Origin of the sequence: Agrobacterium sp. S7/73 (genome assembly GCF_019355535.1) — a bacterium.
Classification (GTDB): Bacteria; Pseudomonadota; Alphaproteobacteria; order Rhizobiales; family Rhizobiaceae; genus Agrobacterium; species Agrobacterium tumefaciens.
On record NZ_CP072136.1, the window covers coordinates 1,126,968 to 1,148,171 of the forward strand.

The 21,204-nt window shown below is 59.2% G+C and carries 21 protein-coding genes; 8 read left to right on the plus strand and 13 right to left on the minus strand.

Annotation, left to right across the window (positions count from 1 at the left end):
- Window positions 1–8: 8 nt before the first annotated feature.
- Window positions 9–677 (plus strand): DUF502 domain-containing protein, encoded by a 669-nt coding sequence (locus J5276_RS05435; RefSeq protein ID WP_003515749.1) that lies wholly within the window; start codon window positions 9–11, stop codon window positions 675–677.
- 3 nt (window positions 678–680) lie between these two features.
- On the opposite strand, the gene J5276_RS05440 is transcribed toward J5276_RS05435, so the two are convergent.
- Genes J5276_RS05440 through recG form a run of 4 tightly spaced genes read right to left on the minus strand, consistent with a single transcriptional unit; the run spans window position 681 to window position 3,763 of the window.
- A complete protein-coding gene (locus tag J5276_RS05440) occupies window positions 681–1,064 on the minus strand; it encodes a type II toxin-antitoxin system VapC family toxin (RefSeq protein ID WP_035198363.1) in 384 nt (127 codons plus the stop codon).
- Window positions 1,061–1,318 carry a type II toxin-antitoxin system Phd/YefM family antitoxin gene (locus J5276_RS05445; RefSeq protein WP_003515745.1) on the minus strand — a complete coding sequence of 86 codons (258 nt, stop codon included), beginning with the start codon at window positions 1,316–1,318 and terminating at the stop codon, window positions 1,061–1,063. The genes J5276_RS05440 and J5276_RS05445 overlap by 4 nt, the downstream gene beginning before the upstream one ends.
- A gap of 54 nt (window positions 1,319–1,372) precedes the next feature.
- Window positions 1,373–1,645, minus strand: a complete 273-nt coding sequence (locus tag J5276_RS05450; RefSeq protein WP_003515743.1) for a hypothetical protein — start codon at window positions 1,643–1,645, stop codon at window positions 1,373–1,375.
- Window positions 1,646–1,657: 12 nt separating this feature from the next.
- On the minus strand, window positions 1,658–3,763 hold the full coding sequence (gene recG / locus J5276_RS05455; RefSeq protein ID WP_112154614.1) for an ATP-dependent DNA helicase RecG: 2,106 nt from the start codon (window positions 3,761–3,763) through the stop codon (window positions 1,658–1,660).
- 187 nt (window positions 3,764–3,950) lie between these two features.
- On the opposite strand from recG, the gene J5276_RS05460 reads away from it, so the two are divergent.
- From J5276_RS05460 to J5276_RS05470, 3 genes are all read left to right on the plus strand, one after another.
- Window positions 3,951–4,262, plus strand: coding sequence for a succinate dehydrogenase assembly factor 2 (locus J5276_RS05460; RefSeq protein ID WP_003515739.1), 312 nt, complete (start codon window positions 3,951–3,953; stop codon window positions 4,260–4,262).
- A gap of 3 nt (window positions 4,263–4,265) precedes the next feature.
- Window positions 4,266–7,763: a transcription-repair coupling factor gene (gene mfd / locus J5276_RS05465; RefSeq protein ID WP_019566117.1), complete on the plus strand. Its 3,498-nt coding sequence runs from the start codon at window positions 4,266–4,268 to the stop codon at window positions 7,761–7,763.
- A gap of 373 nt (window positions 7,764–8,136) precedes the next feature.
- Window positions 8,137–8,481 (plus strand): hypothetical protein, encoded by a 345-nt coding sequence (locus J5276_RS05470; RefSeq protein WP_013636325.1) that lies wholly within the window; start codon window positions 8,137–8,139, stop codon window positions 8,479–8,481.
- 57 nt (window positions 8,482–8,538) lie between these two features.
- Here the strand turns inward: J5276_RS05470 and J5276_RS05475 are convergent, their stop codons facing one another.
- From J5276_RS05475 to J5276_RS05485, 3 genes are read right to left on the minus strand one after another with little or no spacing between them, the layout of a single operon-like run.
- A complete protein-coding gene (locus tag J5276_RS05475; RefSeq protein ID WP_003515734.1) occupies window positions 8,539–9,471 on the minus strand; it encodes a DMT family transporter in 933 nt (310 codons plus the stop codon).
- Window positions 9,472–9,522: 51 nt separating this feature from the next.
- The gene (locus tag J5276_RS05480) at window positions 9,523–10,191 is read right to left on the minus strand and encodes a DsbA family oxidoreductase (protein ID WP_003515731.1); all 669 of its coding nucleotides are present in this window, start codon (window positions 10,189–10,191) and stop codon (window positions 9,523–9,525) included.
- A gap of 39 nt (window positions 10,192–10,230) precedes the next feature.
- Window positions 10,231–12,078, minus strand: a complete 1,848-nt coding sequence (locus J5276_RS05485) for an extracellular solute-binding protein (protein ID WP_013636324.1) — start codon at window positions 12,076–12,078, stop codon at window positions 10,231–10,233.
- A 322-nt stretch (window positions 12,079–12,400) separates the two neighbouring features.
- Here J5276_RS05485 and J5276_RS05490 point away from each other — a divergent pair, with 322 nt between their 5' ends.
- Window positions 12,401–13,054: an invasion associated locus B family protein gene (locus J5276_RS05490; RefSeq protein WP_013636323.1), complete on the plus strand. Its 654-nt coding sequence runs from the start codon at window positions 12,401–12,403 to the stop codon at window positions 13,052–13,054.
- Between the two features lie 127 nt (window positions 13,055–13,181).
- Here the strand turns inward: J5276_RS05490 and hspQ are convergent, their stop codons facing one another.
- The 4 genes from hspQ to J5276_RS05510 all read right to left on the minus strand — a co-directional run bounded on the left by hspQ (window position 13,182) and on the right by J5276_RS05510 (window position 16,445).
- Window positions 13,182–13,511, minus strand: a complete 330-nt coding sequence (gene hspQ / locus J5276_RS05495) for a heat shock protein HspQ (RefSeq protein ID WP_003515726.1) — start codon at window positions 13,509–13,511, stop codon at window positions 13,182–13,184.
- Between the two features lie 89 nt (window positions 13,512–13,600).
- Window positions 13,601–14,524, minus strand: a complete 924-nt coding sequence (locus tag J5276_RS05500; protein ID WP_112154657.1) for a DMT family transporter — start codon at window positions 14,522–14,524, stop codon at window positions 13,601–13,603.
- A gap of 98 nt (window positions 14,525–14,622) precedes the next feature.
- A complete protein-coding gene (gene glnA / locus J5276_RS05505; RefSeq protein WP_003515722.1) occupies window positions 14,623–16,032 on the minus strand; it encodes a type I glutamate--ammonia ligase in 1,410 nt (469 codons plus the stop codon).
- Window positions 16,033–16,106: 74 nt separating this feature from the next.
- On the minus strand, window positions 16,107–16,445 hold the full coding sequence (locus J5276_RS05510; RefSeq protein ID WP_003515720.1) for a P-II family nitrogen regulator: 339 nt from the start codon (window positions 16,443–16,445) through the stop codon (window positions 16,107–16,109).
- 89 nt (window positions 16,446–16,534) lie between these two features.
- Here J5276_RS05510 and J5276_RS05515 point away from each other — a divergent pair, with 89 nt between their 5' ends.
- Together J5276_RS05515 and J5276_RS05520 are read left to right on the plus strand one after the other, a co-directional pair.
- On the plus strand, window positions 16,535–16,690 hold the full coding sequence (locus J5276_RS05515; RefSeq protein WP_174005716.1) for a hypothetical protein: 156 nt from the start codon (window positions 16,535–16,537) through the stop codon (window positions 16,688–16,690).
- 113 nt (window positions 16,691–16,803) lie between these two features.
- On the plus strand, window positions 16,804–18,279 hold the full coding sequence (locus J5276_RS05520) for an NAD(P)H-hydrate dehydratase (RefSeq protein ID WP_112154616.1): 1,476 nt from the start codon (window positions 16,804–16,806) through the stop codon (window positions 18,277–18,279).
- Between the two features lie 161 nt (window positions 18,280–18,440).
- On the opposite strand, the gene J5276_RS30770 is transcribed toward J5276_RS05520, so the two are convergent.
- Complete coding sequence (locus J5276_RS30770) at window positions 18,441–19,478, minus strand: GlxA family transcriptional regulator (protein ID WP_003515714.1); 1,038 nt, start codon at window positions 19,476–19,478, stop codon at window positions 18,441–18,443.
- A 272-nt stretch (window positions 19,479–19,750) separates the two neighbouring features.
- On the minus strand, window positions 19,751–19,969 hold the full coding sequence (locus tag J5276_RS05530; protein ID WP_025593690.1) for a hypothetical protein: 219 nt from the start codon (window positions 19,967–19,969) through the stop codon (window positions 19,751–19,753).
- A 239-nt stretch (window positions 19,970–20,208) separates the two neighbouring features.
- Here J5276_RS05530 and J5276_RS05535 point away from each other — a divergent pair, with 239 nt between their 5' ends.
- Window positions 20,209–21,147 (plus strand): LysR family transcriptional regulator, encoded by a 939-nt coding sequence (locus J5276_RS05535; RefSeq protein ID WP_003515711.1) that lies wholly within the window; start codon window positions 20,209–20,211, stop codon window positions 21,145–21,147.
- The last annotated feature ends 57 nt before the right edge of the window (window positions 21,148–21,204 follow it).

Sequence of the window (21,204 nt, forward strand, 5' to 3'; positions counted from 1 at the left end):
AACGGTAAATGACCGATATTCCAGTCAAAATTTCATTCGCAGCCCGTCTGCGCAACAGCTTCCTCACGGGCGTCCTCATCCTTGCGCCTGTCACCATCACCATGTGGCTCGTATGGAGCTTCCTGCAATGGGCGGATAGCTGGGTTAAGCCCTATATTCCCGCCCGTTACGATCCCGAGCAATATTTCGATGTGGCGATCCCCGGCTTCGGCCTGCTGATCGCCGTCATCGGCATCACGCTCATCGGCTTTCTCGGCAACAACCTCATTGGCAAATGGATCGTCGGCGTCGGCGAATCCGTTCTCAACCGCATGCCGCTGGTGCGACCGATCTACAAGAGCATCAAGCAGCTGTTCGAATCCGTCCTGAAAGAGCATTCGAACTCTTTCAAGAAGGTCGGGCTGATCGAGTTTCCGTCACCCGGCACCTGGGCGATGGTATTCGTATCCTCGGAGGTCAAGGGAGAGCTTGCCCATCGCTTCAACGAGATGGGCCAGGAGATGGTTGCCGTCTTCCTGCCACCGACTCCGGTGCCGACGGCGGGTTTCCTGCTGTTCGTGCCGAAGGACAAGATCGTGATGCTGGACATGACACCGGAAGACGCGGCGAAACTGCTGATATCAGGTGGCCTGGTGGCTCCGGATTTCACGCCGCCGAAAATGATTGCGCCGGTTTGAGCGTTACAGGAGGCCGCTGATATCTGTTTGCGAAAAGTCGTTGCCGACATAAAGCAAAGGGCAGCCTTCAGCTTTTGCCAGCTCATAGGCAAAACAGTCTCCGAAATTCAGCCCGGCGGGGTGGATACCCTTTCCCCAGATGCGATAGGCTTCCGAAATGCCACGGATTGATTTAGCAGTAACGGGTTTGATTTCGACGCTCAGCCCTTCGATCAGCATCTCGAGTTCCCGGCTGCGGCCACGCCTTTGCGCTACGATCACAGCTTCGGCAAGCGTTCCGGCGGATATCAGCAATGGTTCATCCGTATCGAGAGCCATGGCACATGCATCTGCTGTGGGTTCATCAAGCAGGATTGCAAGCAGAGCAGATGTATCGATGACCATCATTTTGGAAGGCCGTGCTCGTCGTAAAGGAAATCCTGACTATGCGCGGCATCCGGGCCATCGTCGCTCTTGGTCGCGACGGCCGCGCGCACTTTATCAAGCACGGCCCTGCGGGATTTTTTATCCGCCACAACAACCACTGGAACCAGCCGCACTGCTGCATGACCATGCCGGGTGAGAATGATTTCGTCCCCGGCCTCGGCGCGTCGTACCAATTCTGTCAGTTGGCCTTTTGCATCAGTTACGGATATCTGCATGGCTAACCTTAAGCGTTAAATCTCGCTTTAGATTAGTCTATTGAATGGACCAAATCAATCCTCGTCATCGAGATCATCCACCTCTGTTCCCGTCGTGGTCGCATGGAACACGGGGACGAAAAGCCGCATGTAGACCAGCCGCACGCTCCAGCCCTGTTCCAGTGCCTCGGTCCATGCCTTCTTGCGGCCGGGCTTTTTGAAGGCCTTGCCGATCGCTTTCTTCTGGCTTTTGGCGAAGGTGTCGGGTTGCAGGATGTTTTGCGGCGAGCAGAGCGCGTAGCCCTTTCTGAAGGCGGGCGGTGGGCGGCGTGGGTCGATCATGTTCATGGCGGTTCACTTTCAGCCGGCGTGCAGGAAGCGGATAGCTTCGTCGCGGCGGTGCAGATAGAGCAGGGTGCGCAGGCTTTCGCCGCGGGGGCCGGTCAGTTCGGGGTCGCGCTCGATGACATAGGCGGCGTCCTTGCGGGCGATTTCCAGGAGGTCGGCATGGGCTTCGAGGCTGGCGATGCGGAAGCCCGGGGTGCCGGACTGGCGGGTGCCGAGGAGTTCGCCTTCGCCGCGCAGCTTCAAATCCTCTTCCGCAATCAGGAAGCCGTCCTCGCTGTCGCGCAGGATGGAAAGTCGGGCGCGGCCGTTTTCGCTGAGCGGCCCCTTGTAGAGCAGGATGCAGGTGGAGGCCTCGTCACCGCGTCCAACCCGGCCACGCAGCTGGTGAAGCTGAGCCAGGCCGAAACGTTCGGCATGTTCGATGACCATGATCGTGGCGTCCGGAACGTCGACACCCACTTCCACCACTGTCGTTGCGACCAGCAGCCGGGTTTCGCCGTTTTTAAAAGCCAGCATGGCGGCGTCCTTCTCCGGGCCGCTCATGCGCCCGTGGATGAGACCGATATTGGCACCGAGCATCTGCGAGAGAACCGCATGTCGTTCTTCCGCCGACATCAGGTCGGACTCTTCCGTCTCCTCCACCAGCGGGCAGATCCAGTAGGCCTTCTTGCCCTCCTTCAGCGCGGCGCGCAGCCGCTCGACGATGTCGCCGATGCGCTCTGTGGGGATTGTCACGGTCTGGATGGGTTTTCGGCCGGCCGGTTTTTCGGTGAGTTTCGACACATCCATGTCGCCGAAGGCGGCCAGCACAAGCGTGCGCGGAATGGGCGTGGCGGTCATAACAAGCATATGCGGCGTGATGCCCTTGGCGGTGAGACGCAGGCGCTGGTGTACGCCGAAACGGTGCTGCTCATCCACCACGGCCAGCACGAGGTTCTTGTAACTCACGCTCTCCTGGAACAGCGCGTGGGTGCCGATGACGATCTGTGCCTCACCGGAGGCCACGCGTTCTTCGATCTCGCGACGCTCCTTGCCCTTGGTGCGGCCTGTCAGCACCTCAACCGTAATGCCCGCGGCATTGGCGAGTTTGGAGATGGTGGCGAAATGCTGCCGGGCAAGAATTTCGGTCGGGGCCATCAACACCGCCTGTCCGCCGGCCTCGACGGCGGTTGCCATAGCCATCAGCGCCACCAGCGTCTTGCCCGCGCCGACATCGCCCTGCAACAGCCGCAACATACGGTCCTCGCTGGCCATATCGGTCAGGATATCTTTCACCGAGGCATTCTGGCTCGGCGTCAGGGAGAAGGGCAGTTGCGACAGGATTTTTGCAGCAATGTCCCCCTTGGCGCGGATCGGCTGGCCCGCGACCTTGCGCAGTCTTTGCCGCACCAGCGCCAGTGACAGCTGCCCGGCCAAGAATTCGTCGTAGGCGAGCCGTCTGCGTGCCGGGGCCTGAGGATCGATATCGGCGCTGTCGCGTGGGTCGTGCAATTCACGGAAGCTCGATGCCACGTCGCCGAACCCCTGACGGGTCTTCAGGGTCTCGTCGATCCATTCGGGAAAGACCGGCAGTTTCGAAAGTCCGCCTTCAATTGCCCGCCGCAGCACCTTCGGAGACAGCCCGGCTGTCATCGGATAAACGGCTTCGACCAGCGGCAGGTTCTCTGCCTCGGAGAGCTTCACCATGAAATCCGGATGCACCATGGAGGCGCGGCCGTTGAACCAGTCCACCTTGCCGCTGACGAGAACCTCTTCATCGACGGGCAAGGCCTTGGAAAGCCAGTCTCCCTTGGCGCGGAAGAAGGTCAGCGCCAGTTCCCCGGTCTCGTCATGCAGGAAAACACGGTAGGGCGCGGAACGATTGCCCGGTGGAGCTGGCTGATGCCGGTCGACACGTCCCTGGATGGTGACAATGGCGCCGGGAGCGGCAAGCGCGATGCCCGGGCGGTTGCGCCGGTCGATGACGTTTGATGGTGCGTGGAACAGAAGATCGATCACGCGGGTGTCGTCGGCATTTTCCCGGCTCAGCAGTTTGGCCAGAAGGTCGGCAAGTTTCGGCCCCACACCGGCAAGGGTGGAGACGGAAGCAAATAGCGGATCGAGAATGGCGGGACGCATGCTCAGCAAAATCGGGGAAGGGGACGCGTTATGCAAGACGTGGCGCCCGACAAAGGCTGTTTATCACCGGCAGATTTTAGCCGCCGTGGCATTATTTCGATAAAAACCGGTTCCAAGCGTTCGCCTCCTGTTCTATAGGAGGGCGCAATCAACATCCTGTTGAATAGCCAACCGAAAGGTGAATGCGATGACTGGACTGGTGCGCACGAGCGCCGACCTCGATCCGAGGCGCAGGCGGATACTTTACCGCTGCTGGCACCGGGGCATTCGCGAGATGGATCTGGTGCTCGGGCAATTTGCGGAAGACAATATTGCCGGGCTTTCCGACGATCAGCTCGACGAGCTGGAAATCATCATGGCGGAAGAGGATAACGACCTCGTCAAGATGGTGACGGGTGCCCTGCCGGTGCCGGAAAAATTCCAGACCCCGTTGTTCGAGAAGATCGCCTCTTACCGTCCCGATTTCGATCTCGTCACAGCCGAAACCCTGAAGGCCTGAAACATGATAGCCGGATTCGATGCAAAGCTGGTGGCGTCGGCCGATACGCCGCTGACCATCGGAAACGTGCCCTCCGGCATGGAAGCCCTGCTGCTCGCCGATATGGCGCGGGCGGGAACATCGGTGGCTTACGTGATGTCGGACGGCCAGCGGGTCGCCGATCTCGAACAGATTCTTGGTTTTGTCGCGCCGGATATTCCGGTGTTGACGCTGCCGGCCTGGGATTGTCTGCCTTATGACCGCGTGTCACCGAGTGCGGACACCTCGGCGCGCCGGCTCGCGGCACTTGCCGGCCTCATCAATCACGCCAAGAAACCGCATCCGGCCATCGTTCTCGTCACCGTCAACGCCATGCTGCAGAAGATGGCGCCGCGCGACGTTATCGAGAGCCTGGGCTTTTCGGCCAAGCCCGGCAACCAGATCCGCATGGAGGACATCGCCGCGCGGCTGGAGCGCAACGGTTTCGACCGGGTGGCGACGGTGCGTGAAGTGGGTGAATTCGCCGTGCGCGGCGGCATTCTCGATGTCTTCGTGCCGGGCACCGAAGAGCCGGTGCGGCTCGATTTCTTCGGCGATACGCTGGAAAGCATCCGCACCTTCGATCCGGCCAGCCAGCGCACCATCGCACAGGCGCGCTCGCTTGATCTCAATCCGATGAGTGAAGTGACGCTGACGCCGGATACGATCGGCCGGTTCCGAAAGAATTACCTGTCGCTATTCGGTGCGGCGACGCGCGACGATGCGCTTTATCAGGCCGTCTCCGAAGGTCGCCGTTATGCCGGTATGGAGCACTGGCTGCCGCTGTTTTACGAAGAGCTGGAAACCGCTTTCGATTATCTCAGCGGTTTCCGTATCGTCACCGACCATACGGCGCGAGAGGCGGCGAAGGAACGCTCCAAGCTGGTCCTCGATTATTACGAGGCGCGGCGGGCTTCGGGCGAGACCAAGGGCTCGACGCAGGGCGCGCCTTACAAGCCGGTATCGCCTGGGCAAATCTATCTCGACGGCAAGAGCTTCGAGGCGGCGCTTGCGAGCGTCAATGCGGTGCGGCTGACGCCCTTCAACGAACACGATAGCGAAGGTCGCCCGGTCGCGACGCTTGATGCCCATGTTGGTCCGCGCTGGGCACGTCCACCGACGGAAGGCGACAGCGAAGAGCGGGTCAATGTTTTCGATCTGGCGGTAAAGCACATTGCCGAGCGCCGGGCCAAGGGCTGGAAGGTTTTGATCACCGGCTGGTCGGAAGGTTCGCTCGACCGGCTGTTGCAGGTCTTGAACGAACACGGGCTTGAAAAGATCAAGCCGGTGACATCGCTGAAAGAGGTGGAGAAACTCGGCAAGGGTGAGGCGGCTTCGGCGGTGCTGAGCCTCGAAGCCGGGTTTGAGACCGGAACGCTCGCTATCATCGGCGAGCAGGATATTCTTGGCGACCGCATGGTGCGCCGTTCCAAGCGCCGCAAGCGCGGCGCGGATTTCATCGCGGAAGTGGCGGGGCTGGATGAAGGCTCGCTCGTGGTTCACGCCGAACACGGCATCGGTCGCTTCGTCGGTTTGCAGACCATCGAGGCAGCGGGCGCGCCGCGCGCCTGTCTGGAACTGCATTATGCCGACGACGCCAAGCTGTTCCTACCGGTCGAAAACATCGATCTTCTCTCGCGTTATGGTTCTGATGCCGCGGAAGCCACGCTCGACAAGCTCGGTGGCGGCGCATGGCAGATGCGCAAGGCCAAGCTCAAGAAGCGCCTGCTCGATATGGCCGACGAGCTTATCCGCATTGCAGCCGCGCGTCTGGTGCGCCACGCGCCGGCGCTTATCGCACCGGACGGGCTTTACGACGAGTTTGCCGCCCGTTTCCCCTATGACGAGACCGAGGACCAGCTGAACGCCATCGACGCTGTTCGCGACGATCTCGGTGCCGGGCGGCCGATGGATCGCCTGATCTGCGGCGATGTCGGTTTCGGCAAGACCGAAGTGGCCTTGCGTGCCGCCTTCCTTGCCGCCATGAATGGCGTTCAGGTGGCGGTGGTGGTGCCGACCACGCTTCTGGCGCGACAGCATTTCCGTACCTTTTCCGAACGGTTTCGCGGTCTGCCGATCCGGGTGCAGCAGGCCTCGCGCCTTGTGGGTTCGAAGGAGCTTGCGCTCACCAAGAAGGAAGTGGCTGATGGAAAGACCGACATTGTCGTCGGCACCCATGCGCTGCTCGGTGCGGGCATAAGCTTCGCCAATCTCGGCCTGCTGATCATCGATGAGGAGCAGCATTTCGGTGTGAAGCACAAGGAGCGGCTGAAGGAGCTGAAAAGCGACGTGCATGTGCTGACGCTGTCGGCAACACCCATTCCGCGCACCTTGCAGCTGGCCATGACCGGCGTGCGCGAGCTGTCGCTCATCACCACGCCGCCAGTGGACCGCATGGCGGTTCGCACCTTCATTTCGCCCTTCGATCCGCTGGTAATCCGTGAAACGCTGATGCGCGAGCATTATCGCGGTGGCCAGAGCTTCTATGTCTGCCCGCGCCTTGCCGATCTCGCCGATATCCATGCATTCCTGCAGTCGGATGTGCCGGAACTGAAAGTGGCGGTGGCGCATGGCCAGATGGCGGCGGGTGAACTCGAAGACATCATGAACGCCTTCTATGACGGCAAATACGATGTGCTGCTTTCGACCACCATCGTTGAATCCGGCCTCGACGTGCCGACCGCCAATACGCTGATCGTGCATCGTGCCGACATGTTCGGTCTCGCCCAGCTTTACCAGCTGCGTGGCCGTGTCGGTCGTTCCAAGGTCCGCGCCTTCGCGCTGTTCACCCTGCCGGTCAACAAGGTGTTGACGACGATGGCGGAGCGGCGGCTGAAAGTGCTGCAATCGCTCGACACACTCGGCGCCGGTTTCCAGCTTGCCAGCCACGATCTCGATATTCGCGGCGCGGGCAATCTGCTTGGCGAAGAACAGTCCGGCCACATCAAGGAAGTCGGCTTCGAGCTTTACCAGCAGATGCTGGAAGAGGCCGTGGCCGAAGTGAAGGGTGACGAAGAGGTGCGCGACAGCGGCTGGTCGCCGCAAATCTCTGTCGGCACCTCGGTGATGATCCCGGAAGACTACGTGCCGGATCTGCATCTGCGCATGGGTCTCTACCGCCGTCTCGGCGAGCTTGCGGATATAGGCGAGATCGACGGTTTCGGCGCAGAAATGATCGACCGTTTCGGCCCGCTGCCGAAGGAAGTTCAGCATCTGCTCAAGATCGTCTACATCAAGTCGCTCTGCCGCACGGCCAATGTCGAGAAGGTGGATGCCGGGCCGAAAGGCGTGGTCGTGCAGTTCCGCAACAAGGAATTCCCAAATCCGGCAGCGCTTGTCGGTTACATTGGCAAGCAGGGCTCGATGGCGAAAATCCGCCCGGACCACAGCCTGTTCCTGAACCGCGATCTGCCGACGCCGGAAAAGAGGCTGGCGGGTGCGGCGATGGTCATGACGCAATTGGCGGAACTGGCTCGGTCGTAGATTTAAGCCTTTGGCGGGGGAGGTGGGTGTGGCTTACCCCCTCTGCCCTGCCGGGCATCTCCCCCACAAGGAGGGAGATCGGCAAGACGCGCTGTCACCACTTCATTCTCTAACGTTGATATAGGCAAAACCTTGCCGCATATCGATCTCCCCACCTGTGTGGGAAATGCCCGGCAGGGCAGAGGGGGGTAAGCCACCCATCGTCGGCTCATTTCCATTAGCCAATCCCTCGAAAACTCCACTCACTGCCTTCAGCGAAAATTACCGCGATGTAACGAAACGGACATGTATCGGTAGTCTTCGCGGGCGTAATCTTTCCTTCATACCCGGTGCGGCGGATCGTAAAGCCGCCGGGTCTTGAAGGAGCAGGACGATGTGGACCAACATCAACAGGTTTGCCACCGCTGGTCTGGTTGCTTTGACAATTGCGGGCACCACAATTGCCACCACCAGTCAGGCGGAAGCGCGCAATAATTTCGGCCGCGGCCTTGCCGCCGGGATCGCAGGAACGATCATTGGCGGAGCGCTCATCGCCGGGGCAAGGCATCCCGGTTACGCTTATGGCCCCGCTTATTATGCACCGGCCTACGGTCCACCCGTCTACGCCGCGCCAGCTTATGGACCGCCCGTTGTTTACCAGCCGGTTTATCCTCGCTGCCACGTGGCCTGGCGACAGAACGCCTGGGGCGACATGTATCGGGTCAGGGTTTGTGATTGATCGAATGCCATGCCAGCGACGCAAACATGCGTCGCTGGTTCTCATGCATTTTCGACTTTAGCGCTCGTCTTCCGGCGTGATCCCGACGGCCACATTCTGGTCGGTCGCGGCGATGGAGGCGGGAAGCGGCACTTTTCGCTGCTTCTCGCGGATCAGAGTCAGCAGGCCGGAGCCGACGATCAGGGCGATGCCCATCAACATCCAGCCATCAATGCGGTCGCCGAAAATCAGGTAACCGAACAGGATGGCCCAGAGCATCTGGCTATATTGCGTTGGGCCGATCATGGCGGCGGGTGCATATTGGGCAGCATACATGACAAGCACGTTGCCAAGCGCGCCGAGCAGGCCGTATCCCGCCAGCAGCAACCATTGTTCGCCGCCCGGCATGATGAAGGTCGGCACCATGGCGATGCCGCTGATGGTAAGACAGCCCAGTACGCCGGCCCCATACAGCGAGACGTTCTTTTCCGACGGACCCATGGCGCGGAAGATGACGATGCTGAGTGCGCCGCTGAAGCCACCGATGATGGCGCCGATATGGCCGATGCCGAGTTCACGGAAACCCGGCCGCAGGATGACCAGCACCCCGAGGAAACCGATGATGACCGCAGACCAGCGGCGGATGCCCACCTGTTCCTTCAAAAACACCACCGACATGATGGTGACGAAAGAAGGAAGAAGGAAGATCAGCGCGAAGGCTTCGGCCATGGAAAGATGGGTGAAAGCGGTGACGCTGCCGACGGCACCCGTACCGGCGGCAAAAAATCGGATGATCCATAAAGGCCGGTTGGTCGTCTTCACCACATCCACCCAGCGATCATTGCGCTTGCGGATGAAGGGCAGGGCGATGAGGCCGAACAGGGCGCCGAAGAAGGCCGATTCGATCGGCGAAATCTGGCCTTCTATGAGTTTAACGCTCGCGTCGCTCCAAGCGTAGGCAGCGAAGGCGGCAAAGGCAAGCAGAATGCCTTTCAGGGTCTGGTCGGACACGGGAAAACACCAACAGTTTATCGATTACGGCAAGCTGCCGGTGTTCGACCGTCAGTTCATCGACTTATGCTCGTCCGCCTTGATTTTTGCAATATCCCGCAGTGCAGCAATCAATACATCAGGCGTTTGTGCACCGCTGATGGCGTATTTCTGGTCGACGATAAAGAACGGTACGCCGGAAACACCCATTTGCTGCGCCGCGTCAATTTCGGCAATCACCGTGTCCTTGTCTGCATCCGACGCCAGAAGCCGTGTTACCACCTTGGCGTCCATGCCTGCCTTTTCGGCGATATCGGTCAGCACGGCGTGATCGCCGATATTGCGGCCTTCCTCGAAATTCGCCTTGAACAAAGCGGTGACGATCCTTTCCTGAACGTCACGGCCTTCAGCATGGGCCCAGAGCGACAGGCGATGTGCGTCGAGCGTGTTCGGGCCAATCTTGATTGCATCGAAATCGTAGTGGATGCCGACCTGTTTTCCGAGTTCCACCAGCGAGGCATGGGCCTGCTCGAGACGCTCCTTGCCGAGCTTTTCCTCAAGCGCGGCCTTCTGGTCAACGCCTTCAGGCGGGTAATCCGGGTTGAGCCGGTAAGGTCGCCAGTTCACGTCGACGCTGATTTCGTCCTGCACCTCGGCAATGGCAAGATCGAGCCTTGCCTTGCCCAGATAGCACCAGGGGCAGACCATATCCGATACGACGTCGATAACGATGCGTTCCATGGCTTTATCTTCCGTTGTCTTGGACCGGGCAGGGGCGGATTATTGCGCCCGCGCATCCCACCAGGTCTGTTTCTGATTGCCTGATATCGGGGTCATATCCGGGCGGTCGATATATTTCCAGCGGGCTATCCATTGCGCGCCGATGTAGTAGAGCGGAATGACATAGTGGCCGGCGACGAGAAGACGATCATAACCACGCACTGCCGCCTGAAAATCCTCCGTGGATCGGGCCTGCAACAGGGCCTCGATCATGCGGTCGATGTCGGGGCTGGCCGCACCCGCATAGTTAAAGCTGCCCTGCGCATCTCGCGACAATGAACTCCAGCGGTTGAGCTGCTCGGCGCCCGGCGAGAGCGATGAGGGCAGGGACCGTATGATCATGTCGTAATCGAAGCTGTTGGAGCGTGCCTGATATTGGCCATCGTCAACGGAGCGGATGCCCATGGCGACGCCGATCAGGTTCAGCGAACGCTGATAGGCAAGCGCTATGCGTTCCTGCGCCGGGTTCTGCGTCATGATTTCGAATGCGAGCTGGCGGCCATTGGCGTCGGACATCCTGCCGTTCTTGATGCTGTATCCGGCCTCTTTCAGCTTATCGACGGCGAGCTTCAGGACCTTGCGGTCCGCGCCGGTCCCGTCGGTGGTGGGCATGGCGTAGGTTCCCGCCAGAAGTTCCGGCGGCATGCTCTTGGCCGCATCGCCAAGCAGCGCAAGTTCGCGCTCATCTGCGGCATTGCCATAGGCGCCGAGCGCTGAGTTCTGCCAGTAGCTTTGCGTACGCTTGAATGCGCCGCCGAGAATGTTCTTGTTCATCCACTCGAAATCGAGCGCATAGGATAGGCCCTCACGCACCTTTTCGTCTGCAAAGACCGCGCGGCGGGTGTTGAAGACAAGGCCGAACATGCCCGATGGCAGGCGCGGCTGAAACACATCCTTGACGATATCGCCGCGATGAACGGCGGGGAAGTTGTAGGCTTGGCCCCAATGGGAGGTATCGGAGGTGCCGTTGATGGCGTCGCCTTCGGGATAGATGTCGATATCGCCTTTCTTGAAGGCCTCGAACATGGTGGTGACCTGAAGGAAATAGGTGATGCTGATCTCGTCGTAATTCTCGAAGCCGACCTTGCTCGGGATATCCTTGCCCCAATAGTCCGGGTTTCGCTCCCAGATGATTCGTTCACCCGGCCGCAATGTCTTGATTCGGTATGGACCCGACCCGACAACAGCGCCGAGGCCCGCCTGCTCGAATTTTTCCGGATCGATCGCGTGTTTCGGCAAAATAGGGGTGGAAGAGGCGAGAATGAGCGGCGTTTCGCGGTTCGCCCTGTCGTTAAAGGTGAAGCGGACGCCGTGTTCGCCGATCTTTTCCAGCTTCGCCACGCCGTCGAGGCGGCTGTTGAACGGCGGACGGCCTTTTTCCTTCAGGAGATTGAATGTGAAGATGACATCGTCAGGCGTCACCGGCTCGCCATCCGACCACTTGGCCTTGGGATTGATGTTGAACTGGGTGAAGGTGCGTTCCTCGTCCCACTCCACGGTTTCCGCAAGCAGGCCGTAAAGGCTGAAAGGCTCGTCGCTCGAGCGCTGCATCAGCGGCTCGTAGAGGAGATTGCCGAATTCAGGGTCCCATACGCCGCGCGCCGTTGTGCGCATTCCCTTGAGAACAAAGGGGTTGAGGCTGTCAAAGGTGCCGACGACACCGTAGGATATCCGACCACCTTTTTTCACGTCCGGATTGACATAAGGGAAGTGCCGGAAGTCGGCGGGAAGTTCCGGCGTACCGTGCATGGAAATGCCGTGAAGCGGCTGCGCTACGGCAATTTCCGGAGAAAGCAGGGCCGTTCCCCAAAGAAACAATGCGGGGATGAGGGCCGCAAGCTTGCGCATGTCACTATCCTGTCTCAACTGTCGGTCCGTTTTGTCGTCGTGGTCGGTTATCGTCATGATTGGTTTTTTGTTATGATTCTGGCGAATATGTAGCACAAGCCCATGGCTGGACCCATGCGAGGGCGGGAAATCTTGGGTTGCCTCAAGAAAAAGTTAAAGAAGTGCTGGATATCGCCGCGAACGGCATGTAACAGGGTGGCCGGAAGAGACGGGTCACGCATTTGCCTCATTTAAACGACAGTTGAACGGGCAGAAGGATACCGCCATCGGCGAGCAGGACCCGCGGTTCTGTTCTGGCAGACATTCAGGAGACGGAACTCTTATGATGCAAAAGGCAAACACATTCACCCGGACAGCTCTGTCCGCTCTCGTTCTTTCCCTGGGCGCGGTTTCCGCTCCGGCCATCTCGCAGGCACAGGATGCTCCCGCCAATCAGGGCGCTGGCGCTCCGCCGCTCGGCTGGTTCAAGACCTGCTCCAAGCAGGAAGACAACGATGTCTGCGTCGTGCAGAACGTGGTTCTTGCCCAGAACGGCCAGATGATCACTGCCGTCGGCCTCATCACTGTCGAGGGCAAGGTCAACCGCAAGCTGCTCCAGGTTTCCGTTCCGACCGCGCGCCTCATTCCCCCGGGTGTGATGATGCAGATCGACGGTGGCAAGGGTCAGAAGCTCGATTACGCTGTTTGCCTTCCCGACAAGTGCACGGCTGAAGTTCCGCTGACGGACGCCATGATCGCGTCGCTGAAGAAGGGCAACGAGATCGTCTTCACCTCGATCAACTTCCGCCGCGCGCCGAACCCCATCAAGATCGCGCTTACCGGCTTTACCGGCGCTTATGACGGCGCGGCCATCACCCAGTCGCAGCTCGCAGAAAGCCAGCGCAGCCTTCAGGAAGGCATGCAGAAAAAGGCCGAAGAGGCTCGCAAGAAGCTGGAAGCTGCTCAGGACGCCGCAAAGGGCGCGCCGAAGCCCTGATCTCTTTACGAGAACACGAAAAAACCGGCCTGTTTTCAGGCCGGTTTTTTTATGCGCGGTTTTGATCCGACGTATTTTCAGTCAAAGCGCACAGCGCCCTTATGACTGTTGTCAAATCGGGCGTGCGCTAATGCGCCAGCGACATCTTCGGCCGCCACTCGCCGTTGGGCGCCTTGTCGAACATCCGCTCGATATTGCGGTTGCGGAGCGGCGCCTCGTTTTCATCGTGGACGAGGTTCTGTTCGGAAACGTAAGCGACATATTCAGTCTCATCGTTTTCCGCCAGAAGATGGTAGAAGGGCTGGTCGCGCTCCGGGCGAATATCGGCGGGGATGGCGTTCCACCACTCTTCCGTATTGGCATATTCCGGGTCCACGTCAATCACCACACCGCGGAACGGAAACACCTTGTGGCGGACGATCTCGCCAAGCGTAAATTTTGCGTCTCTTTGTTTCATGGTATGAACTTCCTTTCCCACTAATAGTTGGGTGCGGAATGGGAAATATCAAGGGCTAGCGGTATCCGGCCCTTTTTCCCCTGATGCTCTTAAGCGACCCTGCGGCCGATCGGTGCGGTGGCGATGACGACGCCGCCGGTAACCAGTACGATCCCGATGGCGTGATATGTTTCAAACGTTTCACCAAGGAAAAGCGTGGCCATGACAATCGAGACGGGTGGCATCATGTAAAGCGTGATGCCTGCCGTGGCGGGGCCGAAAACGCGGACCGTATGGGTGAAGCAATAAAAGGCAAGCAGTGAGGCGAACAGGATGATGCCGCCGATCTTGGCCCAGGCGATGGCCGTGGCCGGCAGCAAGCCACCATGCGCCAGTTCCACCGCTGCCGGCGGGAGCAGGACCAGCGCGCCGGAGAAGGCGATGAGGCCAAAAAGGCTGAACGAGGCCATCTGCCGCGCCGCGGGATCGCGCAATAGCAGCGAATAGACCGCAAACGCAATCGCTGCCGTCAGAATGGCAAAATCGCCAATGTTGAATTTCATCTGCCAGAGCGCGGACATATCGCCCTTGAGCACGATTGCCGCCACGCCCGCAAAAGCGATGATCATGCCCGCCACTTCGAGCCTGCGGATCGGGCGGCCCTGAAAGATGCGCTGGAACAGGATGATGAATAGCGACGAAGTCGTGTAGATCAACGTACCGTTGGCAGCCGTCGTCATTGTGAGGCCCCAATAGACCACGCCACCGCAGACGCCCATGCCGAGAATGCCAAGAACGAGCCAGAGCAGCGTTTTCTGGCGCACAAAGGCGATGCAGTTCCGCCAGTCGGCGATCATGAACGGAGCGATGATGAGGCTCGATCCGATCCAGCGAATGAAGGCGGCAATGAAGGGCGAGACCTCTCCGATGACGCCGCGGCCGAAAATGATGTTGCTGGAGAAAAAGAACGGTACCGCCAGAAAGATGAGCCAGTCCGTGAGGCGCGTTTGCTGAGAGGCTGGCTTGATCGACATTGTTCGCGACATGGCTGGGCATCAAAAGAAAACGGCGGCTTTCCAGGGGAAAACCGCCGAGCGGGAAGGGACGCCTCTAAAGGCGTCCCAAATGCCGGTCAGGCAGAGTAGTACATGTCGAATTCGACCGGATGCGGGGTCATTTCGAAGCGCATGACTTCCTGCATCTTCAGCTCGATGAACGAGTCGATCTGGTCGTCGTCGAACACGCCGCCGGCGGTCAGGAACTTGCGATCCTTGTCGAGGCTTTCCAGCGCTTCGCGCAGCGAGCCGCAGACGGTCGGGATCTTTTTCAGTTCCTTGGCAGGAAGGTCGTAAAGGTCCTTGTCCATCGGCTTGCCGGGATGGATCTTGTTCTTGATGCCGTCGAGGCCGGCCATCAGCATGGCTGCAAAACCGAGATAGGGGTTCTGGGTCGGGTCCGGGAAGCGGACTTCGACGCGCTTTGCCTTCGGGTTGGAGCCGAAGGGAATGCGGCACGATGCGGAGCGGTTGCGGGCGGAATAGGCCAGCAGAACCGGAGCTTCATAACCCGGCACCAGACGCTTGTAGGAGTTGGTGGTGGGGTTGGTAAAGGCGTTGATGGCCTTGGCATGCTTGATGATGCCGCCGATGTAGTACAGGCAGTTTTCAGACAGGCCGGCATATTCGTCGCCAGCAAAGGTCGGCTTGCCGCCCTTCCAGATCGACTGGTGCACGTGCATGCCCGAGCCGTTGTCGCCGAAGATCGGCTTCGGCATGAAGGTTGCCGTCTTGCCATAGGCATTGGCGACCTGGTGCACGACGTACTTGTAGATCTGCATCTTGTCGGCGCTGGATACCATGGTGTCGAACTTCACGCCCAGCTCGTGCTGCGCGGAGGCGACTTCGTGGTGGTGCTTTTCGACGACGACGCCCATTTCAGCGAGAACCGTCAGCATTTCGGAACGCATGTCCTGCAGGCTGTCGATCGGCGGAACCGGGAAGTAACCGCCCTTGACGCGTGGACGGTGGCCAAGGTTGCCGGTTTCGTAATCCGTGTCGTCGTTGGACGGCAGTTCCGATGAATCCAGCTTGAAGCCGGTGTTGTAAGGGTCTGCCTTGTACTTCACGTCGTCAAAGACGAAGAATTCCGGCTCGGGGCCAACGAAGATGGTGTCGCCGATACCGGAGGCCTTGAGGTAGGCTTCGGCCTTCTTGGCGGTGCCGCGCGGGTCGCGGTTATAGGCTTCGCCGGAAACCGGGTCGAGAATGTCGCAAAGGATGACGAGGGTCGACTGGGCGAAGAACGGATCGGTATGGGCAGTTGCCGGATCGGGCATAAGCACCATGTCGGATTCGTTGATGGCCTTCCAGCCGGCGATCGAGGAGCCGTCGAACATGACGCCATCGGCGAACATGTCTTCGTCTACGCAGACAACATCCATGGTGACATGCTGCAGCTTGCCCTTGGGGTCGGTAAAGCGCAGGTCCACGAACTTGATGTCGTTATCCTTGATCTGCTTCAAGATATCGTTTGCGGTCGTCATTTAAACGTTTTCCTTGAGTGTGGTGGTGACGAGGTGAAAAACCTGAGCCTCCCCGGCTCAGGACCTGGTTCCGATTATATGGCGTCCACGCCTGTTTCACCGGTACGGATTCGGATGACTTCCTCGACGTTGGAAACGAAAATCTTTCCGTCGCCGATACGTCCGGTCTGTGCCGCATTGCGGATAGCCTCAATGACGGCTTCCGCATTTTCGTCCGCCAGTACGACTTCGACTTTCACTTTCGGCAAAAAGTCCACAACGTACTCTGCTCCGCGGTAGAGTTCCGTGTGGCCCTTCTGACGACCAAAGCCTTTTGCTTCCGTGACCGTGATTCCCTGAAGTCCGACTTCCTGAAGGGCTTCCTTCACTTCATCGAGCTTGAAAGGCTTAATGATCGCTTCGATCTTTTTCATGAGAAAATATCTCTCCGCTTCTCCCGTTAAAGCAGGTTATTCCCGCTCTGCCACAAGAATGCACGTATTGTGCCAGATCGGAAGCGGGCTTGAAGAAAAAACTTCGCTTGCCCGGCTTTCTGGCACAAAATGCATTCGCTTTTTGTGGTTTTCCAGCCAATTTCTCGCCAAAACCCGAAAAATCCGTCATCAATTCTGTCGGTTTTCCTTATTTTAGTTATCTTGAATATTTCGGAATGCACTGACGGCGTTTTGTTGATTTGTTTATATTTTATGCATTTGATTATTATTTCGCCGCAGCCATTTGCTTATTTTTGTATCGATTGCCTTTCCGGCGTTTTGAAGGGATGATCGCTCCATGAAATCCCTATTGAATCTCTCTCTTATCGACCCTGCTGTGATGGCCCGCATCGATGCGGCCTCAGGCCAATCCGGCATTCCCCTATACGATCTTATGGAGCGGGCAGGGCAGGCGGTCGCTGCTTCGGCCCTTCGCCACTATCCGGACGCGCTGCGTTTCGTCGTGCTCTGCGGAGGCGGCAATAATGGCGGTGATGGTTACGTTGCGGCACGCTCGCTTGTGCAAAGCGGGGCGACAGTTGCGGTTCATCATCTTGGCCACGTCACGGCCATGAAAGGCGATGCCCGCACGGCTTTCGAGGTTAGCGGCGTCACAGCCCTGCCGCTTGGCGACTATGTACCCATCGCTGGTGACGTGGTGATTGACGCAGTGTTCGGGGCCGGATTGTCCCGCGAGATTCCGTCGGAGCTTCGGCGCGTGATCGATGCGGTGACGCAGGCTGCCGTGCCAGTTCTCGCCGTCGATCTGCCGTCTGGTCTTTGCGGCAGGAGGGGCGTGCCTCTGGGCGCATCGTTTAAGGCGGAGCGGACCGTAACCTTCATGGCGCGAAAACCCGGCCATCTGTTGATGCCGGGGCGGGAACTGTGCGGGACGCTTGAGGTGTTCGATATCGGTATCCCCTCCCGTATTCTCGCCGCTCATGCGGGATCGGTTGCGGAAAACGATCCACTTGTCTGGCGCGACGCCTTGCCCCGCTCCGAAATGGAAACGCATAAATTCCGCCGTGGGCATCTGACCGTCTTTTCCGGACCGCCACATGCGACGGGAGCAAGTCGCATGACGGCAATCGCGGCGCTGAAGGCGGGGGCGGGCATCGTCACCATCGCCGCGCCGAAGCAGGCGCTCGACGTGCTTTCGGTTACTTTGACGGCGGTGATGAGCTCCGGTCTGGATGATGCGGACGATCTGCGCCACTGGCTGGACGACAAACGCCACGGCGCTTTCGTCCTCGGTCCCGGTTTCGGCGATCTCGAAAAGGCGCGGCAATTCGTGTCCCTGCTCGGGGACAAGGTGGTGGTGCTTGATGCCGATGCGATCACCGCTTTCAAGGACTGCCCGGAAACCCTGTTCGACCGGATGATTTCAGGCGCGGGGAAATTCGTATTGACGCCGCATGAGGGCGAGTTTGCTCGGCTCTTTCCCGATCTCACCGCTGACACGTCACTGAGCAAGATCGAGAAGGCGCAGACCGCATCGGCGCGCAGCGGCGCAGTGCTGGTCTACAAGGGTGCGGATACGGTCATCGCCGCGCCGGACGGCCGCGCGCTGGTCAATACCAATGCGCCGTCGAGCCTTGCGACGGCGGGGTCAGGCGATGTGCTGGCTGGCATCATCGGCGCACTGCTTGCGCAGGGAACGCCTGCCTTTGAGGCCGCCGCTGCCGGTGTCTGGCTGCATGGCGAGGCGGGCAGCAGGGCGGGTGCAGGTATGACGGCAGAAGATCTCGCCCACGCGGTGCGGCCGTTTGCGTGACCTTGAGTTGGTGTCCACGCCGTCACCGGACTTGATCGCAGGAGATACCTTTCACAGCGCAGACGCGCCGTGGCTGGATGCCGGATCTAGTCCGGCATGACGGAGGGGAGGTTTTCATCCCTGAGGTGAGGACTTTTTCGCGCTCGAAGTTTAAAGCCGCGTCAGTGCGCGGCTTTGCCCTGGCTCGCCGTTGCCATCCGTGAAGCGCTGATCAGCAGCTTGCGTTCCGCCCGTTCCTGTTGCGGCGTGCGATTGTAGATTTCGCGATAACACTTGGAGAAATGCGAAGCGGAGACGAAACCGCAGGCAACGGCAACCTCGACCACCGGCATGGCCGATTGCACCAGCAGGTGGCGGGCGCGGTCCAGGCGGATTTCAAGATAGTAGCGGGCGGGTGAGCGGCCCATTTCCTGCCGGAAGAGACGCTCCACCTGTCGGCGCGACAGATCGGCCGCATCGGCGATGTCGAGCAGCGACAGCGGCTCGGAGAGATTGCCTTCCATCAATTCGATGATCGACAGGACCTTGCTATTCTGAACGCCGAGGCGCGCACGCAGCGGCAGGCGCTGGCGGTCGTTGGGGCTGCGCACCCGGTCCGTCAATTGCTGCTCGCAGACGCGGTTGACAAGATTTTCGCCGAAATCCTGACCGATCAGGCTCAGCATCATATCGAGCGATGCGGTGCCGCCGGCGCAGGTATAGATGTTGCTGTCCACCTCGAAGAGATCGGCATAGACTTCCACCTGCGGGAAGGCTTCGGAAAAACCAGGCAAGTTCTCCCAGTGGATCGCACAGCGTTTGCCGTTCAAGAGACCAGCCTGCGCGAGGATATGCGCGGCGGTACAGAGGCTGCCGATGGCGATGCCGCGATTATAGGCTTCACGCAGCCAGGCATTGACGGATTTGTTGATGTGCTGGTCGACATCGATGCCCGAACAGATGATTGCCATTTCAACGCGGTTTTCGCCGCTGACATATCGTCGCTCATCGGCAAGACAGGTGTCGACCTCAAGACAGATGCCGCTTGATGACATGACCTTCTGGCCGTCGAGCGAGGCGAGGCGCCATTCGTAAGCCTGATACCCCAGCATGCGATTGGCGATGCGAAGCGTTTCAACCGCTGCGGCGAACGGCAGCATGGTAAATTGCGGAATGAGAAAAAAGACGATTGAGCGTTTCTTCTGGGAGTTCCTGCTCATTTGCCCGTGCTCCGTTGCGAATACGCAATTCCTCCCTTGGAATCGGTCTTCTGGATGTCCTGTTTCCGACATCTTTAACGAAAAATACGCCGTGAAATCCGGGCTGTCAAAAAATAGCTTTTGAAATATGCAAAATTTGCGACAAGCCTTTTTAAAGGGCGTCGTGTCGCATGTAAAACAGGCAGGTCATTTTACGCCTCTGCCGGGGCGTCTCGCGATTGACGGGGATGGCTCGCAAGTCCTGGGACGGTTGCGAGCCATGGGGTTGCGCATCATTTGCGGACGACCCTGATGCGGTTGCTGTCGGTTGTCGGCCATCCAATGTCCTTCAATGTTTCAGGCGGCAAACCTTCCAGCGCGCGGAGCATTCTTGCGCGCTTCCATGACGTATGGAGAGCGGAAATCTGGCCGGACAGGCGCTGGAGCCAGCTACCGGTCGAGGGGCGTTGCGACGAACGGCTCGCTGCGGGGTGATAATGTATCATGGCCATGTCTTGATCCTTTCGTGAACCACGATCCTGTTTACGACTTCGGTATGCGCTTACATATCTCATCAAACAAGAGAATGAATTTTATGTCATTTATCAATTTTAGGAATGACTTGCATTCGCCGCCTGCCGGACTTTCTGTCCTTCCGTGATGGGCCAGCGCTTCATTCCGACAAGGCGTTAGTTGCCCCGTCATTCGATGTCCCGGATGGTGCGCCCGTGTTGACATTCAATCAAACGAAATGATATCCATCTATAAATCAAAATATTTGAAGGTTCGTGCCATGACCGTAACTTTCCGCCAACCGCTGCCGCTGCTGGATAACGACATTCTGAGAACCTTCGTCGCGATTGCCGAGACCGGGAACTTCTCCACCGCTGCAGAGGTGGTGTTCAGAACGCCGTCCGCCGTTTCCATGCAGATAAAGAAGCTGGAGGAACAGCTGAAGACGACGTTGTTCCTGCGCGATGCCCGCTCGGTGACTTTGACGGCGCATGGCGAAACGCTTCTGACCTATGCGCGCCGCATGATCGCGCTGTCTAACGAGGCCGTGTCGCGTTTCGTCATGCCTGAACTGTCTGGCGTCGTCAGGCTCGGTGCGCCGGAAGATATTGGCGAGCGCGGTTTGCTCCCGGGTATCCTCAAGCGTTTTGCCGAGGTTTTCCCCGGCATCATGATCGATGTCACGATCGATTCCAGTTCCAATCTCTACAAGCGCATGGATGAACGGCGGCTGGATCTGGCACTGGTCAACTGTGCGTCGCATCCGCTGCGGGATACGGGCGAGGTGCTGATGCGCGAACGTCTCGTCTGGGCCGGGGCAAAATGCGGTACGGCCTATCTGCGCGATCCGCTGCCCATATCGATCTGGGAAGAGGGCTGCATCTGGCGTTCGGAAGCGATCAACTCGCTTGAAAAGCGGGGTCGCAATTTCCGCGTGGCCTATCTCAGCGGCCATACCATGGCGCAGCGCGCAGCAATTGCCGCCGATCTCGCCATCGCGCCCCTGCCGCGCTCCTATGTGCAGAACGACATGGTCATTCTGAGCGACAAGGAAGGCCTGCCGGAACTTGGTTATTTCGATATTCGCCTGATCACGGGCGAAAGACCCTCGCGCCCCATCCTTGCGGTCGCGGAAAGCATCCGCAACGCCTTTGTCGAGGTCGCCAAGGCGGCCTGAGGTAGATCTTTATAACGAGAATGCGCGACGGCGACCGTCCGTCGCGCCATAGGCAAA

Bases quoted from the DNA above. Each gene is read 5' to 3' on its own strand.
- J5276_RS05435 (WP_003515749.1), top strand. From the start codon at position 9: ATGACCGATATTCCAGTCAAAATTTCATTCGCAGCCCGTCTGCGCAAC.
- J5276_RS05440 (WP_035198363.1), bottom strand. From the start codon at position 1,064: ATGATGGTCATCGATACATCTGCTCTGCTTGCAATCCTGCTTGATGAA.
- J5276_RS05445 (WP_003515745.1), bottom strand. From the start codon at position 1,318: ATGCAGATATCCGTAACTGATGCAAAAGGCCAACTGACAGAATTGGTA.
- J5276_RS05450 (WP_003515743.1), bottom strand. From the start codon at position 1,645: ATGAACATGATCGACCCACGCCGCCCACCGCCCGCCTTCAGAAAGGGC.
- recG (WP_112154614.1), bottom strand. From the start codon at position 3,763: ATGCGTCCCGCCATTCTCGATCCGCTATTTGCTTCCGTCTCCACCCTT.
- J5276_RS05460 (WP_003515739.1), top strand. From the start codon at position 3,951: ATGACTGGACTGGTGCGCACGAGCGCCGACCTCGATCCGAGGCGCAGG.
- mfd (WP_019566117.1), top strand. From the start codon at position 4,266: ATGATAGCCGGATTCGATGCAAAGCTGGTGGCGTCGGCCGATACGCCG.
- J5276_RS05470 (WP_013636325.1), top strand. From the start codon at position 8,137: ATGTGGACCAACATCAACAGGTTTGCCACCGCTGGTCTGGTTGCTTTG.
- J5276_RS05480 (WP_003515731.1), bottom strand. From the start codon at position 10,191: ATGGAACGCATCGTTATCGACGTCGTATCGGATATGGTCTGCCCCTGG.
- J5276_RS05485 (WP_013636324.1), bottom strand. From the start codon at position 12,078: ATGCGCAAGCTTGCGGCCCTCATCCCCGCATTGTTTCTTTGGGGAACG.
- J5276_RS05490 (WP_013636323.1), top strand. From the start codon at position 12,401: ATGATGCAAAAGGCAAACACATTCACCCGGACAGCTCTGTCCGCTCTC.
- hspQ (WP_003515726.1), bottom strand. From the start codon at position 13,511: ATGAAACAAAGAGACGCAAAATTTACGCTTGGCGAGATCGTCCGCCAC.
- J5276_RS05500 (WP_112154657.1), bottom strand. From the start codon at position 14,524: ATGTCGATCAAGCCAGCCTCTCAGCAAACGCGCCTCACGGACTGGCTC.
- glnA (WP_003515722.1), bottom strand. From the start codon at position 16,032: ATGACGACCGCAAACGATATCTTGAAGCAGATCAAGGATAACGACATC.
- J5276_RS05510 (WP_003515720.1), bottom strand. From the start codon at position 16,445: ATGAAAAAGATCGAAGCGATCATTAAGCCTTTCAAGCTCGATGAAGTG.
- J5276_RS05520 (WP_112154616.1), top strand. From the start codon at position 16,804: ATGAAATCCCTATTGAATCTCTCTCTTATCGACCCTGCTGTGATGGCC.
- J5276_RS30770 (WP_003515714.1), bottom strand. From the start codon at position 19,478: ATGAGCAGGAACTCCCAGAAGAAACGCTCAATCGTCTTTTTTCTCATT.
- J5276_RS05530 (WP_025593690.1), bottom strand. From the start codon at position 19,969: ATGGCCATGATACATTATCACCCCGCAGCGAGCCGTTCGTCGCAACGC.
- J5276_RS05535 (WP_003515711.1), top strand. From the start codon at position 20,209: ATGATATCCATCTATAAATCAAAATATTTGAAGGTTCGTGCCATGACC.